The sequence below is a fragment of the Paraburkholderia lebeckiae genome (assembly GCF_014201005.1).
In the GTDB taxonomy this organism is placed as follows: Bacteria; Pseudomonadota; Gammaproteobacteria; order Burkholderiales; family Burkholderiaceae; genus Paraburkholderia; species Paraburkholderia tuberum.
In genome coordinates this window covers 65,129-81,959 of record NZ_JACHDK010000016.1, presented here as the reverse complement: position 1 = coordinate 81,959, position 16,831 = coordinate 65,129, and the positions used below count along the sequence as shown (strand labels likewise).

The following is a 16,831-nucleotide window of genomic DNA, read 5'->3' as shown; positions in this document are numbered from 1 at the left end:
CACGAAGGGAAGGTTCGATGGGTGCCAGTGCCACTCGCCCGTGTGAGAGCGCGGCAAATGTCACGCCGTGACATATGCGGGAAGCGGGCATCGCGCGCAAAGATGGACGCGCGCGACCGCCCGCGCCACGCGATCGACCGGACGCGACCCAGCGTGAAGATACGGATAGGAGCTGCAAAGGCGCGCTGCGAAGGGATGCGGCGAATGGGCCGGCGCGGATACGCCAGGAACCTGCGCTACGAACGCTCGGCCCTACCGCTCAACCGTTCGCCAGCTGTTCGAGCCGCAGGCGCCCCTGCAACGACAGCGCGCCGACCGCATAATGATCGGCATCCTGCTGATAGCGCCGGAAGCAGGCCCGCTCGACCAGGAAGGAGGCGGCAGCCAGCAAGCCGTTGCGGCTCAGGCCGAGCCGGCCATGATCGAGCGGCAGCATGGAGTCGCCGGCAAGCTGGCTGGCGGCCGAGAGAATCGTGATGCAATCGGATTTCGAAGGGTTCAGCATGGCTTTCGTCCTCGGAAACGGCGTCTGCATGCGCCATGAGCAAGGCCGATTCGCAGTCCGGCAGCTCGCCGGACATCGGCATGAAAGTTGATTGTATGCATGGATTTGACAATTTTCCAACCCGCGTTTTGCCGCACTGTGCGGTGAACCAAACACTGCCGAACGTGGTCCGGTAATAACACCCACTCGAAGCGCGGCTGCTGTCGCCGTCCGTAATAACGACTCGTTTTCCGACACGCTTTCCATGCCTGCATACATCGAAGACTACGCACTCATCGGCGATGGCCATACCGCCGCGCTCATCTCCCGCGAGGGTTCCGTCGACTGGCTCTGCTGGCCGCGCTTCGACTCGGGCGCCTGCTTCGCCGCGCTGCTCGGCACGCCCGACAACGGCCGTTGGCTGCTCGCCCCCGCCACCGAGGGCGAGCACGCCGCGCCGACCATCACGCGGCGCTATCGAGGCGAAACGCTGATCCTCGAAACCGACTTCGAAACGCCCGACGGCGCCGTCACGCTGATCGATTTCATGCCGCCCGGCAACGGCTGGTCCGAGCTGATCCGCATCGTCGTCGGCAAGCGCGGCACCGTGCGCATGAAGATGGAACTCGTGCTGCGCTTCGACTACGGCTTCTCGATTCCGTGGGTCGACAAGCTCAAGCACGACAGCGGCATCAAGGCGATCGTCGGCCCCGACAACGCGGTGCTGCGCACGCCGGTCGAGCTGCACGGCGAAGACATGAAGACCGTCGCGGAATTCACGGTAACCGAGGGCGAGCGCGTGCCGTTCTCGCTCGCGTACGCGGCGTCGCATCTGCGCATTCCGCCCGCGCGCGATCCGCACACGTCGCTCGCGCGCACCGAGAACCACTGGCTCGAATGGGCGGCGCGCGGCACCGTCGAAGGACGCTGGGCCGGGCCGATCCGCCGCTCGCTGATCACGCTGCGCGCGCTCGCCTACGAGCCGACCGGCGGCATCGTCGCGGCGCCCACCACCTCGCTGCCCGAGCGGCTCGGCGGCACGCGCAACTGGGACTACCGCTACTGCTGGCTGCGCGACGCGACCATCACGCTGCTCGCGATGATGCGCGGCGGCTACTACGACGAAGCGCGCGCCTGGCGCAGCTGGCTCGGCCGCGTGATGGCGGGCGCGCCCGACCAGTTGCAGATCATGTACGGCATCGGCGGCGAGCGACGCCTGCCCGAATCCGAAATCGACTGGCTGCCCGGCTACGAGGGCGCGAAACCGGTGCGCATCGGCAACAACGCGGTCGGGCAGCGTCAGCTCGACGTCTACGGGGAGGTGATGAACGCGCTGCATCTCGCGCGCGTCGGCGGCCTGCAGGCGGACGTCACCGCGTGGAGCGTGCAGCGCGCGATGCTGGAGCACCTGACGAAGATCTGGCGCGAACCCGACGAAGGCATCTGGGAGACGCGCGGCGGCCCCGAGCATTTCACGTTCTCGAAGGTGATGGCGTGGGTCGCGTTCGACCGCGCGATCCGCTCGGCCGAAATGTTCAAGCTCGACGGCCCCCTCGACGAATGGCGCGCGACGCGCGACACGATCCACGCCGAGGTCTGTGAGAAGGCATGGAATCCGGAGCTCAACGCGTTCTCACAGTACTATGGCAGCGATCAGCTCGACGCGAGCGTGCTGCTGATGCCGCTGGTCGCGTTCCTGCCGCCGCAGGATCCGCGCATCAAGGGCACGGTCGAGGCGATCGAGCGGGACCTGATGCACGGCGGCTTCGTGCTGCGCTACCGCACCACGGAATACGACGACGGCTTGCCACCGGGGGAAGGCACCTTTCTTGCGTGTTCGTTCTGGATGGTGGATAACCTTGCGCTGCAGGGGCGCGTGCAGGAAGCAACCGAGATGTACGAGCGGCTGCTCGCGCTGTGCAACGACGTCGGCCTGCTGTCCGAGGAGTACGACCCGGTCGATAAACGTCTCGTCGGCAATTTTCCGCAGGCGTTCTCCCACGTGGCGCTCGTGCACACCGGACTGAACCTGATGAAGCATGAGCAGGAGATGGCGCAGGCGACCGGCCATCCGGCGCATAACGGCATCCGCGCGACGGAGCTTGAGGTTCAGGCAAGCCCTGATAGCGGCGGAGCAGCATCGCCGTTAGCATGATGCCGTGACAATTTGCGTACACTGAATGCGAATATTGTTGCATTGCACAAATTTGCCTTGTTCGATATCATCGATCTGTCTGTCGGCCGACAATAATGTGCCTACAACCACAATGGCCCGCCGCAACGCCTCACGCGTGTTTGCGAAGCCCCATGCGAACCGCTTAAAACGGAGCAAACATGCTCTATCAATTTCATGAATTCCAACGGGCGATGTTGAGCCCCCTCACTGCCTGGGCTCAGGCCGCATCGAAATCATTTGCGAATCCGGCCAGTCCGCTAGCCTATGTGCCGGGCGCCACGCGCCTTTCCGCCGGCTACGAACTGCTTTACCGGCTCGGCAAGGACTACGAAAAGCCCGAGTTCAATATTCACCAGATTGTCAAAGACGGCCATAACATTCCGATCGTCGAGCAGACGTTCATCGAAAAGCCGTTCTGCCGTCTGATGCGCTTCAAGCGCTTCGCGGACGACAGCGAAGCTGTCAGCCAATTGAAAGACGAACCGGTCGTGCTCGTCTGCGCACCGTTGTCAGGACACCACGCCACACTGCTACGCGATACCGTGCGCACGTTGCTGCAAGACCACAAGGTCTACATCACCGACTGGCTCGACGCGCGCATGGTGCCGCTAGAAGCCGGCTGGTTCGGTCTGAACGACTACATCGCGTATATCCAGGAATTCATTCGCCATATCGGCGCGAAGAATCTGCACGTGATCTCGGTGTGCCAGCCGACCGTGCCGGTGCTCGCCGCCATTTCGCTGATGGCGAGCCGCGGCGAGGACACGCCGCGCACGATGACGATGATGGGCGGCCCGATCGACGCACGAAAGAGCCCGACCTCGGTCAATTCGCTGGCCACGCAGCACTCGTACGAGTGGTTCGAGAACAACGTGATCTTCACGGTGCCGCCGAACTATCCGGGCGCGGGCCGCAAGGTCTATCCCGGCTTCCTGCAGCACACCGGTTTCGTCGCGATGAATCCGGAGCGTCACGCGGCGTCGCACTGGGATTTCTACCAGAGCCTGTTGCGCGGCGACGAGGACGACGCCGAAGCGCACCGCCGCTTCTACGACGAGTACAACGCGGTGCTCGACATGGATGCCGACTATTACCTCGACACGATCCGCGTCGTGTTCCAGGAATTCCGTCTTGCCGAGGGCACGTGGGTCGTCAACGGCGAACCGGTGCGGCCGCAGGACATCACGACGACCGCGCTGTTTACGATCGAAGGTGAACTCGACGACATTTCCGGCGACGGCCAGACTTACGCGGCGCACGACTTGTGCAGCGGCATTCCGGCGAAGAGCAAGCGTCACTTCACTGCGGAGAAATGCGGCCACTACGGCATTTTCTCGGGCCGCCGCTGGCGCACGATCATTTACCCGCAATTGCGCGACTTCATTCTCGAGCACAACAAGGCAGCAAAGACGGCGAAAGAAAAAGTCGAAGCCTGAGCATTAAACTTGCATTAGCATATAAAAAGCCAACGGTCCCGTTCGAGGCCGTTGGCTTTTTTATCGCGCTTTGTTCGTGATACTGATTTTTTGCCGCGGCCCGTGATCACCGCCGCATTGCCCGTTACTTTCTCAACAAATACGCGAGCAGCAGCTCTGTATTCATCTGAATCACCTCGCTGCGTTCGGCGGCGCTGCTGAAATCGCGGCCGAGCGTCGCCTCGAGCGTGAAACGGTTCGACACGATGTAGTAGCCCATGCCCGAGAGCGTCACGTAAAAGCGCAGCGGGTCGATGTTCGTGCGAAACAGCCCCGCGCGCTGCCCACGTTCTAGAATGCCGCCGAGCGTGGCGACGATCGGCGAAATCATTTCGCGTATGCGCGTGGACTTCTGCATATAGCGTGCTTCATGCAGATTCTCGTTGTTGATGAGCCTCAACAACTCGGGATGATCGCGGTAGTAGTCCCACACGAAATGCGCGAGACGCGTCACCGCCTCGACGGGCGCGATTCCGTTGAGTTCGAGCGTGCGTTCCGCTTCGTTGAGCGCGCTGAACGCGTGCTCGAGTACCGCGGTGAATAGCTGCTCCTTGCTACCGAAGTAGTAATAGAGCATTCGTTCATTGGTTTCCGCGCGACGAGCGATCTGATCGACCCGCGCGCCGAACAGCCCTCCATTTGCAAACTCTTCCGCCGCCGCGAGCAAGATGCGGCGCCTCGTGCCTTCAGGATCTCTTTTGATTTTCGGCTGATTCATGGTGGCATCGTCTTCGTGAGCCGCGTTCTCCGGATCGCGCCGCCGGCCTCTCCTCGAGCCTTTTTGTGGCGGCGTTTAGCGGGCGCGTCGTGGTTGGGAAACACACCCTTTTCTGCGGTCTTTCGAATGAAGCGCTTCGATTATGGCACATGGATTGCGAATGGCAATCCGGGAAATCGGCGATAATGTGCTATTTAGTTCAGGTCGTGCGATCGCACGACAAGCTCCCGCGCCGTAACCGTGACAGACGTCAAAACACTCGCGGATCGCATCGAAGATCTGCTGCCCCAAACGCAATGCACGAAGTGCGGTTATCCCGCATGCCGTCCGTATGCCGAAGCCATCGCCAATGGCGAGGCGAACTATAACCAGTGCCCGCCCGGCGGCGCCGAGGGCATCGCGCGCCTCGCTGCGCTGCTCGGCAAACCGGTGATTCCGCTCAATTCGGCCAATGGCGTCGAACGTCCGCGTCCGTTGGCGGTTATCGACGAACAGGTGTGCATCGGCTGCACGCTGTGCATGCAGGCGTGTCCGGTCGACGCGATAGTTGGCGCACCGAAACAGATGCACACCGTGGTCGCCGAGCTATGCACCGGCTGCGACCTATGCGTGCCGCCCTGCCCGGTCGACTGCATCACGATGCTCCCCGTGACCGGCGAGGCCACCGGCTGGGATGCATGGAGCCAGAGCGACGCGGACGCCGCGCGGGCGCGTCATAACCGCCACGAGACCCGTCTCGCGCGCGAGCGCGACGCCGCCGAAGCGCGTGCTGCGGCGCGGCGAGCCGCAAGCGCGCCGGCGGCTGCGCCGGACGCGGTTGCGGCAAGCGGCGCGGCAGTGTCGTCCGAGGCCCCCGCCGCCCCGATTGCGGACGACGCGGAAGCGAAGAAACGCGCGATCATCCAGGCCGCGCTCGAACGCGCGCGCAAGAAGAAGGAAGACTTGGCCGCGAAAGGCGAGGGACCGCTGAACACCGAGAACGTCAGCGCCGACGTGCAGGCACAGATCGACGCCGCCGAAGCGCGCCGCCGCCGTCTCGGTGTTGCCAGCGGCGGCGACACGCGCGGCTCGGAGCAGCAGTCCGACGAGTCAAATGAGTCAAACGAATCCAATCCGCCGTCCAACTCGCCGCCAACCGCGCGCTGACCACACCGACGCAACCCGGCCCACTCACACGGACCCGCTCCGCATGAACGCGAACAAACGCCGCGCGATCTATGAAACGCTTCAGAGCCTCAATCCGCATCCGACCACCGAACTCGAGTACACGACGCCGTTCGAACTGCTGATCGCGGTGCTGTTGTCGGCGCAAGCGACCGACGTGTCGGTCAACAAGGCGATGCGCAGGTTGTTTCCGGTCGCGAACACGCCGCAGAAGGTGTTCGACCTCGGCGAGGAAGGTGTCGCGAGCTATATCAAGACGATCGGTCTGTATCGCACGAAGGCGAAGAACGTGATCGCGACCTGCCGCATGCTGCTCGACCAGTACGGCGGCGAGGTGCCAGAGGATCGCGAGGCACTCGAAGGGCTGCCCGGGGTCGGCCGCAAAACGGCCAATGTGATCCTGAACACTGCATTCGGCCATCCGACCATCGCGGTCGACACGCACATTTTCCGCGTTGCCAACCGCACCGGCCTCGCGCCCGGCAAGGACGTTCGCGCGGTCGAAGCGGCACTCGAAAAATTCACGCCCGCCGAATTCAGGCAGGATGCGCACCACTGGCTGATCCTGCATGGACGCTACGTGTGCAAGGCGCGCCGCCCCGAATGCTGGCATTGTGCGATCGAGCCGCTGTGCGAGTTCCGGCCGAAGACTCCGCCACCCGATCTATAGGGCCGGCCCAGCTCGAAACCCGAGGCCGTGCAGCGCGCCTGCAGCCCACGGGGCCGCCGCGTAAAATAATGCCTTACGCGCAGCGCGCATTGCGGACATGCACCGTCGCGCTCCGCGCCCTCACTCCCACGCACCGGTTCCACGATGTTCAATCCCAGCCGCGACGAAGTTCGCCTCTTTTTCACCGACACCTGGCGCAAACAGCGCCAGGGCGAGATTTTGACGCCGCTCGAGGCGATCGCCGCCGACTGGATCGTCGAGCATCCCGAATATCACGCCGATCTCGCCGATGGTCCCGCCGCCCAGGCGCAGGACTATTCGCCGGAGCGCGGCCAGACCAATCCGTTCCTGCACCTGTCGATGCACCTGGCGATCTCCGAGCAGTTGTCGATCGATCAGCCGCCCGGCATTCGAGCCGCGCATGAGCGGCTCGCCGCGCGCCTCGGTTCGACGCACGAGGCGCAGCACGCGATCATGGACTGCCTCGGCGAAACTATCTGGGAAGCGCAGCGCACCGGCACGCCGCCGGACACGGACGCGTACCTGCAGCGCATCGAACGGCGCGCGACGCGCGACTGAGGCGACTGGAAACTCTGGCGCGGCACCACGCCAGCACGCCGAGGTACGACGCCCTCAAAGCAAAACACCCCGCCAAGGCGGGGTGTTTTGCTTTTGAAGCTTCGGCGCGAAACCGGCGCCCGACGCTTACTTTTTCTGCACGAGGTCGCCTTTCAGCGATTCGACGTAGGCGGCGATGTCCTTCATGTCGCCTAGCGACAGGCTCTGCACCTGTGCCTGCATGATCGCGTTGTTGCGGCCGAGGTGTGGATTGCCAGTACCCATCTGGTACTGACGCAGCGCCCAGAACACATAGTCGGCGTGCTGACCGGCCAGCTTCGGATACTCCGGGCTCACCGGCTTGTTCAGGTTGGGACCGTGGCAGGCCGCGCAGTTGTGGCTGTCGGCGAGCACCTTACCGTTGCCGGCGTCGGCCGCGTGTGCTGCGTTCGCTGCGGCCAGACCGATGACCGCCGCCGCGCCGACCGCCTTGAATACCGTGTGGAGTGCCTGTTGGGGCTTGATCATGAAATCTCCTATCCCGCGAATTGGATGTGCTGGTGACCGACGCCGATCACTTGTCGGGATTGTTTTTCGAAGCGGCAGTTTGCGCTGCGTAGTACGCGGCGACATCGGCAATGTCCTGATCCGAGAGCGTCACCGCGATCGCGTGCATCGTGTCGAAATGGCGGTCGCCCTTCTTGTAGGCGCGCAGCGCGTTTTCGAGGTACGCCTGATTCTGGCCACCGAGCATCGGCACGCGGAAAACCTCTGGATAAGCCGTGCGGTATTCAGGGATGCCGTGGCAGCCGATACACATCGCGACCTTGTCCTGGCCCGCCTTGGCATTGCCTACGACATCCGCTGCCTGCGCATTGGCCGCATACCCCGCGAGCACCGACAGCGCTGCGATCACGACGTGTTTGCCGACGAATTTATTCATAGATGTAACCTGGCTTGAGGGGAAACGGGTGCCCACAAAGGCAGCGGTTCGCGCCGTTCTTCTTGTAGGGTAGCCACGCAGGCCAAAAAAATCGGGCTAATTGTACCGCGACGCCGCGCCGAACGTCCACCGGACACGGGGGCCACGCAACGCCCGCCGGGACGGGCGCCACGCCATGACCGCGGCGGCTTCGCAACGACGCCACAGCGGCACCGCCGCCGCGTCACTGCGCGGCTGACACCATACGTGAGCCGGTTTCAGGCCAACAGGGCTTCTGACTTATACTGGGTTTTTTCCCGCACAAGAGCATCTCGTCATGCGTTTCGAAGGCTCATCGCAGTACGTCGCCACCGACGACCTCAAGCTCGCGGTCAACGCCGCGATGACGCTCAAGCGTCCGCTGCTGATCAAGGGGGAACCCGGCACTGGCAAGACCATGCTCGCCGAGGAAGTCGCCGCCGCGCTCGGCATGCCGCTCTTGCAATGGCACATCAAGTCGACCACCAAGGCACAGCAGGGGTTGTACGAATACGACGCGGTGTCGCGTCTGCGCGATTCGCAGCTCGGTGACGAGCGCGTGAAGGACATCCGCAACTACATCGTCAAGGGCGTGCTGTGGCAGGCGTTCGAATCGGACGAGCAGAGCGTGCTGCTGATCGACGAGATCGACAAGGCCGACATCGAATTCCCCAACGACCTGCTGCGCGAACTCGACCGCATGGAGTTCTACGTGTACGAGACGCGCGAGCTGGTGCGCGCGAAGCATCGCCCGCTCGTGATCATCACGTCGAACAACGAGAAGGAGTTGCCCGACGCGTTCCTGCGCCGCTGCTTCTTCCACTACATCCGGTTTCCGGATGCGACGACGATGCAGCAGATCGTCGACGTGCACTACCCGGGCATCAAGAAGGATCTGCTCGCCGCGGCGTTGCAGAGCTTCTTCGAGCTGCGCAACGTCGCGGGACTGAAGAAGAAGCCGTCCACCTCCGAACTGCTCGACTGGCTCAAGCTGCTGCTCGCCGAAGACATTCCCCCCGAAGCACTGCGCTCGGCCGATCAGAAGCAGATCGTGCCGCCGCTGCACGGCGCGCTGCTGAAGAACGAACAGGACGTGAGCCTGTTCGAGCGGCTGCTGTTCATGAACCGCAACAACCGTTGAGCGGGCGCCGCGCCGCAGGACATCCAGCATGCTGATCGACTTTTTCTACTCGCTGCGCGCCGCCAGACTGCCAGTCTCGGTGAAGGAATACCTGACGCTGCTCGAAGCGCTGAAGGCCAACGTGATCGCGCCGTCGCTCGACGAGTTCTACTACCTCTCGCGCATCACGCTCGTGAAGGACGAGCAGTACTTCGACAAGTTCGACCAGGCGTTCGGCGCCTTTTTCAACGGTGTGGCGGCGACCTCGGAGCTCGCGTTCGAGATTCCGCCCGACTGGCTGAAAAAGAAGCTGCAACGCGATCTGTCGGCCGAGGAAAAGGCGCAGATCGAGGCGATGGGCGGCATCGACAAGCTGATGGAGCGCCTGAAGGAACTGTTCGACGAGCAGAAAGAGCGCCACGAGGGCGGCAACAAGTGGATCGGGACGGGCGGCACGTCGCCGTTCGGTCACGGCGGCTATAACCCCGAAAGCGTGCGCATCGGCGACGACGCGGCCGGCAATCGCACGGCCGTCAAGGTATGGGAAGCGCGCGCGTATCGCGACTACGACGACCAGGTCGAAATCGGCACGCGCAACATCAAGGTCGCGCTGCGACGGTTGCGCCGTTTCGCCCGCGAAGGCGCCGCGGAAGAACTCGACCTGCCCGACACGATCCGCAGCACCGCTGCGAACGCCGGCTGGCTCGATCTGAAGATGGTGCCCGAGCGGCACAACAACGTGAAGGTGCTGATGCTGCTCGACGTCGGCGGCTCGATGGACGATCACGTGAAGCGCACAGAGGAGCTGTTCTCCGCCGCGAAGGCCGAGTTCAAGCACCTCGAGTTCTACTACTTCCACAACTGCGTGTACGACTTCCTGTGGAAGCACAACCGCCGCCGCCATGCCGAGCGCACACCGACGTGGGACGTGCTGCACAAGTTCACGCCCGACTACAAGCTGATCTTCGTCGGCGACGCGACGATGAGCCCGTACGAAGTGTTGCAGCCCGGCGGCTCGGTCGAGTACAACAACGCGGAGGCCGGCGCGGTGTGGTTGCGCCGTCTCGCCGACCACTTCCCACACTTCGCGTGGCTGAACCCGGAGCCGGAAGCGCTGTGGCCGTACCGGCAGTCGGTCAGCGCGATCCGCGAAGTGCTGGGCCACCGCATGTATCCGCTGACGCTCGCGGGCCTCGAGACGGCCATGCGGGTGCTGAGCAAGTAACGCCCGCCGTTCCAGAATCCACGTCCCGTCGCTCTAACTTCCACAACAAGAAAGCCTTCGCATGAGTTCGTCCCCGTCGCCCCAGCTGTCCGCCGCCACGCTGCAGAGGCGCTTCAATCCGCTCGCCGATACGTCGCTGTCGACGATCGTCGCCGGCTTCGTCGCGGCGATGACCGGCTACACGAGCTCGCTCGTGCTGATGTTCCAGGCGGGCCAGGCCGCGCATCTGAGCGACGCGCAGATTTCGTCGTGGATCTGGGCGCTGTCGATCGGCATGGGCCTCTGCACGATCGGCCTGTCGCTGCGCTTTCGCGCGCCGATCGTGATCGCGTGGTCGACGCCGGGCGCGGCGCTGCTGGTGTCGTCGCTGCCGCATGTCGGGTATGCGCAGGCGATCGGCGCATTCATCTTCTGCGCGGCGCTGCTGACGCTGGTCGGCGTCACCGGCTGGTTCGATGCGCTGATGAAGCGGATTCCGTCCGGCCTCGCGGCAGCGCTGCTCGCGGGCATCCTGTTCGAGATCGGCATCGAGATTTTCCGCGCCGCGCAGTACCAGACCGCGCTCGTGCTGACGATGTTCTTCACCTACCTGATCGTCAAACGGTTCGTGCCGCGCTATGCGATTCCGACCACGCTCGTGGCAGGCACCGCAGCCGCCGGCGGCCTCGGGCTGCTCGACTTCAGCCACTTTCACGTCGCGCTCGCGCATCCGGTGCTGACGCTGCCGTCGTTTTCGGTGGCGGCTTGCGTGAGCATCGGCATTCCGCTGTTCGTCGTCGCGATGGCCTCGCAGAACGTGCCGGGCATCGCGGTGCTGCGCGCCGACGGCTATACGACCCCGTCCGCGCCGCTGATCGCGACGACCGGCGTCGCATCGCTGCTGCTCGCGCCGTTTGGCTCGCACGGCATCAATCTTGCGGCGATAACGGCGGCGATCTGCACCGGCCCTGAAGCGCACGAAAACCCCGCCAGGCGCTACACAGCGGCCGTATGGGGCGGCATTTTCTATCTGCTCGCGGGGGTGTTCGGCGCGACGATCGCCGCGCTGTTCGCGGCGTTCCCGAAGGAACTGGTCGTCTCCGTCGCGGCGCTCGCGCTGTTCGGCTCGATCATGAGCGGGCTCGCCAATGCGATGCAGGATACGAGGCAGCGGGAGGCGGCGCTCGTCACGTTCATGGTGACCGCCTCGGGACTCACGCTGCTGTCGATCGGCTCGGCGTTCTGGGGGCTCGTCGCCGGCGTGGTGACGCAAGTCGTGCTGAACGCGCGGCGCGTGTGAACGGATCGCCGCGCCCGGCTGTCCATACCCGGTGTTCATACCGTCCTCGGCGATCCGCCATAGAATAGATGTATCCGGCAGCGTTTCCCAAGCCATCGTGGGACGCGCTGCGTCTTGACCCGCGGCCGCCGGCGCCGGCTGATTCCTCCTGCCGGCGCGGCGGCGTCCTCATTTCTCCTGAACCATGGCGCACACGCGCCCTGAAGGCCCGAACATGACAACCGCACTCGACCAACTCAAGCAATACACCACCGTGGTGGCCGACACCGGCGACTTCCAGCAGCTCGCGCAGTACAAGCCGCGCGATGCGACCACCAATCCGTCGCTGATTCTGAAGGCCGTGCAGAAGGACGACTACCGGCCGCTGCTCGAAAAGACCGTGAAGGCGCATGCGTCGAAGCCGCCCGGCGCGATCATCGACCAGTTGCTGATCGCCTTCGGCACCGAAATCCTGAAGATCATCCCGGGGCGGGTGTCGACCGAAGTCGACGCGCGCCTGTCGTTCGACGTCGAAGGCTCGATCGCGAAAGGCCGCGAGCTGATCGCGCTGTACAAGGAACACGGCATCGAGCGCGACCGCGTGCTGATCAAGCTCGCGTCGACGTGGGAAGGCGTGCGCGCGGCCGAGGTGCTGCAGAAGGAAGGGATCCACTGCAACATGACGCTGCTGTTCTCGCTCGTGCAGGCCGCCGCCGCCGCGGAAGCTGGCGCGCAGCTGATCTCGCCGTTCGTCGGCCGCATCTACGACTGGTACAAGAAGAACGCCGGCAGCGCGTGGGACGAAGCGAAAGACGGCGGCGCCAACGATCCGGGCGTCAAGTCGGTGCGCCGCATCTACGCGTACTACAAGAAGTTCGGCTACAAGACCGAGGTGATGGGCGCGAGCTTTCGCACGACCTCGCAGATTCTGGAACTGGCCGGCTGCGATCTGTTGACGATCAGCCCCGACCTGCTGCAGAAACTGCACGAGAGCACCGACAAGGTCGAGCGCAAGCTGTCGGCGGAGACATCGCACGACGCGGACATCGAGCGCGTGCCGGTCGACGAGAAGTCGTTCCGCTTCCTCCTCAACGACGAAGCGATGGCAACCGAGAAGCTCTCCGAAGGCATCCGCACGTTCGCCGCGGACGCGGTGAAGCTGGAAAAGCTGATCGACACGCTGCGCTGAGGCGCCGGAGGCGCGGGCGTGGCAGGCTGAGTGACGCTCACGCTCGCTGCGCGGCTCCGCGCGAATGCCATCCATGACAGGCGGCGCTGGACCTCACGGTTCGGCGCCGCTTTTCGTTTACGCTGCGTCGCCGCTGGCGACATAGCGTCACAATCGACGCGCCGCCACCGACTACAATCGACTTCACGCCTCTCCCCGCCGCCGCTGGCGAGGAACGACGGCGCCCGCCCAACGCCTGACCATGGAGACGATCATGTACGTTCAGCCCTATGTGTTCTTCAACGGCCGTTGCCAGGAAGCGCTCGATTACTACACCGACAAGCTCGGCGCCGAGGTGACCTTCAAGATGCTGTTCAAGGAAGCGCCGCCGGACGCGCACAATCCGCCACGCCCCGAACTCGCCGACAAGATCATGCACGCGAGCGTGCAGCTGGGCTCGAGCACGTGGATGGCTTCCGACGGCAACTGCGATCCGGCGGCCGGCCCGTTCAATGGCTTCAGTCTGTCGCTGACCGTCGATGACGACGCGTCGGCGGAAAAATGCTTCAACGCGCTTGCCGATGGCGGCCAGGTCGTAATGCCGTTCCAGCAAACGTTCTGGAGCAAGGGCTTCGGAATGGTGGTGGACCGCTTCGGCATGACGTGGATGGTCACGCTGCCGCCGCAAGTTTGAGGCTTGGCGGCAGGCCCGCCAGCGCTAGCACCTACCCGCCACGCGTCGCCCGCTCGTGCCGCTCGATGTTCCAGTTCGGCTCGGTCTCCAGCAATAGCGCGCGCAACCGGTCTACCTGCTCCGCGAGCCGCTGACCGAGCCAGTACGGCCCTTGCCAGTCGGGCGGCAACGCGGTGGCCACGTCGCCGTGCCCCTTCGCGAGCGGCGCCGCGGCCGGAATGCCAAAGCGCGACGGACGGCCAAAACGCAGCCCGCGCGCGGTGGACAACAGGATCGCCCGCACGGCGCGCACCTCGGCACCGCAATGCGCTGCATAGGTGGTGCGCGCGGCGGCATCGGCGTTCATCAGCGGCCCAGTGGCAAGCAGTTCCAGCGAGCTGAGCACCGAGCGATGCAGCCGCTGGATCTCCTCGAGCCTCGTCTGCGGCACGTCGATTTCCTTCGCGACCGACGGCATCAGCGAGCGCAGTTGCACGAGCCGCTTGTTGATCCGCAGAAAGCGCTTGACCTGCTCCTCCTCGGTGATCGTTTCGCCGTCGAGCAGCCGCGCGTAGATGCCCGCGCATTCGCGCAGATTGGCGGCGAGGCCGTAGCGCCACGAATACGTCGCGTGCAGCGGAAACGCGAACGAAAACGCCAGCGCGATGACGATACCGATCAGCACATTCAGCGTGCGCCACAGGCCGACGTCGATCAGATTGTCGCCGTGGCCCGCGACGATGCACATCGTGATGGCGGTCAGGAGACCGATATAGCCGGACGAGCCAATCGCGAACCACGCGCAGATCGACGCGATGATCGCCTCCAGCACATAGGTGAGCGGCAGCGAACCGATGAAGTGCTGTTGCACGATCAGCAGGAGCCCGATCGATGCGCCGAGCAGCGTGCCGGCCGCGCGTTCGGCCGCTTTCTTGCGGATATTGCCGTGATGCTGCAAGCCGCCGATCACGACCAGCAGCGTCACCGACGACCAGATGCCGTGCGGAATATCGATGCCGGTCGTCGCGAGAATCGACACCAGCATCGCGAGGCCGACGCGCAGGCTATGCAGCACCTTGGCGTGCCGGTAGCGGTAGTACGGCGACGTGACCGCGCGCACCATCCGGCTGAGCGGCGCGCGGCGAACGCGTGAAAGGACGGTTCCGCTATCCTGCCCTGGAGTGCCCCGCAAACACAAACGCCCGCCAACTTCCGTCGGCGGGCGTTGCGTGTTTCAAAACGTGATTTGCAGCTGGAATCAGCCTTCGACGATGTCCAGGTAGTCCTCCGGACGCGTACGGTCCGCGGCGCGCTGCATGCCCACCGCGCGCACGATCAGGCTCACGACGACCGACACCACGAGGTTCACGACCAGCGACCACACGGCCGCATAGCCCGGAATCGCCATGCCGAACAGATGGATCGTGAAGATCGAGCTCGCGAGGTTCAACGAAATCGCCATCCACGTGCCGGTCGCGATACCTGCCGCCCAGCCGAGCAACAGACCCCGGTAGTCGAGCACGCGCGTGTAGAGACCCAGCACGATCGCCGGCAGCGTCTGGATGATCCAGATCCCGCCGAGCAGTTGCAACTGGATCGCGTACGTGAGCGGCAGACCGAGAATGAACGCCACCGCGCCGACCTTGACGATCAGCGACACCAGCTTCGCGACGTTGGTCTCCTGCTCGTGCGTCATGTTGCGGTTGACGAACTCCTTGTGCACGTTGCGCGTATACAGGTTCGCCGCCGCGATCGACATGATCGCCGCCGGCACCAGCGCGCCGATACCGATCGCCGCGAACGCGACGCCGACGAACCACGACGGGAAGAAGTGCAGGAACAGCGCCGGCACTGCGAAGTTCGGGCCGAAGGCCTTGAAGTACGGCGCGAACTCCGGCATGTCCTTCACGCCGGCCGCGAGCGCCATGAAGCCGAGCAGCGCGAGCAGGCCGAGCACCAGCGAATACGCCGGCAGCAACGCCATGTTGCGGCGGATCGTGTTGCCCGACTTCGACGACAGCACCGCGGTGATCGAGTGCGGATACAGGAACAGCGCGAGCGCCGAACCCACCGCGAGCGTCGCGTACGCGCTATAGCCGTTCAGGCTCGACACGTCCGGCGACTTCAGCAGCAGCTTGGCCGGCGGGACCGCGCCGAAGATATGGCCGAAGCCGCCCAGCTGCGGCGGAATCACGATGATCGCGGCGAAGATCGTCACGTAGATCAGGATGTCCTTAACGACCGCGATCATGGCCGGCGCGCGCAGGCCCGACGTGTACGTGTAGGCCGCGAGGATCGCGAATGCGATGATCAGCGGCAGATCGCCGACGAAGCCGGTCGTGTCGAACCCGAGCGCGCCGATCACCACTTCGATACCGACCAGTTGCAGCGCGATGTACGGCATCGTCGCGACGATGCCGGTCACCGCGACGGCGAGCGCGAGCATGCGGCTGCCGTAGCGGGCCGACACGAAGTCCGCCGAGGTCACGTAGCCGTGCCGCTTCGCGACGCTCCACAGCTTCGGGAACACGACGAACGCGAACGGATAGATCAGGATCGTGTACGGCAGCGCGAAGAAGCCCGTTGCGCCCGCACCGAACACGAGCGCCGGCACCGCGATGAACGTGTAGGCGGTGTACAGGTCGCCGCCGAGCAGGAACCACGTGACGATCGTGCCGAAGCGCCGGCCGCCGAGACCCCACTCTTCGAGATGCGCGAGATCGCCACGCCGCCAGTGGGCCGCGACGAAGCCGAGAATCGTGACGCCGATGAAAAACAGAACGAAGACGAAGGTTGCAATGGGGTTCATCGTTGCGCGCCCCCGTTCGGGCGACCCGTATAGCGGGACTTGGTCTTCGAATAGACGAACGCGGTGATCACCGCGCTGATCAGTACCCACAGCAGCTGATACCAGTAGAAGAACGGGAAATCGAACAGCTGCGGCTCGATCCGGTTGTAGGACGGCACCCAGATCATCGCGATCCACGGTAGCAGCAATAGCCAGAGCCAGTGCTTGCTGGCTTTCTTCACGTCGGCATCGTGAACCATGACGTCTCCTGTTTCCTATTTAGAATTTATCTGCCCGCGGTCGACGGGAGGTGGGACTCAGCGGGTGGTCGTCCCGCGGTCAGCCACGGGCTCCCCGAAAGCTTCGAAAGAGTATAGGAGTGGCGAACGCCCG

At 64.3% G+C, this 16,831-nt stretch carries 17 protein-coding genes; 10 read left to right on the top strand and 7 right to left on the bottom strand.

All coding sequences use genetic code 11. The features are described from left to right. Nucleotides 1-259: 259 nt before the first annotated feature. Nucleotides 260-505: a hypothetical protein gene (locus HDG39_RS25390; protein WP_184009621.1), complete on the bottom strand. Its 246-nt coding sequence runs from the start codon at nucleotides 503-505 to the stop codon at nucleotides 260-262. A 244-nt stretch (nucleotides 506-749) separates the two neighbouring features. On the opposite strand from HDG39_RS25390, the gene HDG39_RS25385 reads away from it, so the two are divergent. Together HDG39_RS25385 and HDG39_RS25380 are read left to right on the top strand one after the other, a co-directional pair. After that, on the top strand, nucleotides 750-2,639 hold the full coding sequence (locus tag HDG39_RS25385; RefSeq protein ID WP_018419894.1) for a glycoside hydrolase family 15 protein: 1,890 nt from the start codon (nucleotides 750-752) through the stop codon (nucleotides 2,637-2,639). A gap of 179 nt (nucleotides 2,640-2,818) precedes the next feature. Further along, entirely contained in the window at nucleotides 2,819-4,096 is a 1,278-nt protein-coding gene (locus HDG39_RS25380; protein ID WP_018419893.1) for a polyhydroxyalkanoate depolymerase, read from the top strand. A gap of 124 nt (nucleotides 4,097-4,220) precedes the next feature. On the opposite strand, the gene HDG39_RS25375 is transcribed toward HDG39_RS25380, so the two are convergent. After that, nucleotides 4,221-4,853: a TetR/AcrR family transcriptional regulator gene (locus tag HDG39_RS25375; RefSeq protein WP_013088849.1), complete on the bottom strand. Its 633-nt coding sequence runs from the start codon at nucleotides 4,851-4,853 to the stop codon at nucleotides 4,221-4,223. Between the two features lie 240 nt (nucleotides 4,854-5,093). Between HDG39_RS25375 and rsxB the strand changes: the two genes are divergently transcribed. The 3 genes from rsxB (at nucleotide 5,094) to HDG39_RS25360 (ending at nucleotide 7,266) form a co-directional block, all read left to right on the top strand. Further along, a complete protein-coding gene (rsxB, locus tag HDG39_RS25370) occupies nucleotides 5,094-5,999 on the top strand; it encodes an electron transport complex subunit RsxB (protein ID WP_184009619.1) in 906 nt (301 codons plus the stop codon). A 43-nt stretch (nucleotides 6,000-6,042) separates the two neighbouring features. Further along, the gene (gene nth, locus HDG39_RS25365; RefSeq protein WP_018419891.1) at nucleotides 6,043-6,687 is read left to right on the top strand and encodes an endonuclease III; all 645 of its coding nucleotides are present in this window, start codon (nucleotides 6,043-6,045) and stop codon (nucleotides 6,685-6,687) included. Nucleotides 6,688-6,831: 144 nt separating this feature from the next. Then, complete coding sequence (locus HDG39_RS25360; RefSeq protein ID WP_018419890.1) at nucleotides 6,832-7,266, top strand: DUF1841 family protein; 435 nt, start codon at nucleotides 6,832-6,834, stop codon at nucleotides 7,264-7,266. A 126-nt stretch (nucleotides 7,267-7,392) separates the two neighbouring features. Here the strand turns inward: HDG39_RS25360 and HDG39_RS25355 are convergent, their stop codons facing one another. Continuing rightward, nucleotides 7,393-7,773, bottom strand: a complete 381-nt coding sequence (locus HDG39_RS25355; protein WP_184009617.1) for a c-type cytochrome — start codon at nucleotides 7,771-7,773, stop codon at nucleotides 7,393-7,395. Nucleotides 7,774-7,819: 46 nt separating this feature from the next. Then, a complete protein-coding gene (locus HDG39_RS25350) occupies nucleotides 7,820-8,188 on the bottom strand; it encodes a c-type cytochrome (protein ID WP_184009615.1) in 369 nt (122 codons plus the stop codon). Nucleotides 8,189-8,504: 316 nt separating this feature from the next. On the opposite strand from HDG39_RS25350, the gene HDG39_RS25345 reads away from it, so the two are divergent. From HDG39_RS25345 to HDG39_RS25325, 5 genes are all read left to right on the top strand, one after another. Next, entirely contained in the window at nucleotides 8,505-9,347 is an 843-nt protein-coding gene (locus tag HDG39_RS25345; protein ID WP_018419887.1) for an AAA family ATPase, read from the top strand. Between the two features lie 28 nt (nucleotides 9,348-9,375). Continuing rightward, the gene (locus HDG39_RS25340) at nucleotides 9,376-10,551 is read left to right on the top strand and encodes a vWA domain-containing protein (RefSeq protein WP_184009613.1); all 1,176 of its coding nucleotides are present in this window, start codon (nucleotides 9,376-9,378) and stop codon (nucleotides 10,549-10,551) included. Between the two features lie 61 nt (nucleotides 10,552-10,612). Then, complete coding sequence (locus tag HDG39_RS25335) at nucleotides 10,613-11,830, top strand: benzoate/H(+) symporter BenE family transporter (protein WP_184009611.1); 1,218 nt, start codon at nucleotides 10,613-10,615, stop codon at nucleotides 11,828-11,830. A gap of 214 nt (nucleotides 11,831-12,044) precedes the next feature. Beyond that, complete coding sequence (gene tal, locus HDG39_RS25330) at nucleotides 12,045-12,998, top strand: transaldolase (protein ID WP_184009609.1); 954 nt, start codon at nucleotides 12,045-12,047, stop codon at nucleotides 12,996-12,998. A gap of 253 nt (nucleotides 12,999-13,251) precedes the next feature. Next, a complete protein-coding gene (locus HDG39_RS25325; protein ID WP_184009607.1) occupies nucleotides 13,252-13,671 on the top strand; it encodes a VOC family protein in 420 nt (139 codons plus the stop codon). Between the two features lie 31 nt (nucleotides 13,672-13,702). On the opposite strand, the gene HDG39_RS25320 is transcribed toward HDG39_RS25325, so the two are convergent. The 3 genes from HDG39_RS25320 to HDG39_RS25310 form a co-directional block, all read right to left on the bottom strand. Continuing rightward, nucleotides 13,703-14,773: an FUSC family protein gene (locus tag HDG39_RS25320; protein ID WP_184009605.1), complete on the bottom strand. Its 1,071-nt coding sequence runs from the start codon at nucleotides 14,771-14,773 to the stop codon at nucleotides 13,703-13,705. 135 nt (nucleotides 14,774-14,908) lie between these two features. After that, nucleotides 14,909-16,459: a monocarboxylate uptake permease MctP gene (gene mctP, locus HDG39_RS25315; protein ID WP_184009603.1), complete on the bottom strand. Its 1,551-nt coding sequence runs from the start codon at nucleotides 16,457-16,459 to the stop codon at nucleotides 14,909-14,911. Further along, nucleotides 16,456-16,698, bottom strand: a complete 243-nt coding sequence (locus HDG39_RS25310) for a DUF3311 domain-containing protein (protein WP_184009602.1) — start codon at nucleotides 16,696-16,698, stop codon at nucleotides 16,456-16,458. The genes mctP and HDG39_RS25310 overlap by 4 nt, the downstream gene beginning before the upstream one ends. Between the last annotated feature and the right edge of the window lie 133 nt (nucleotides 16,699-16,831).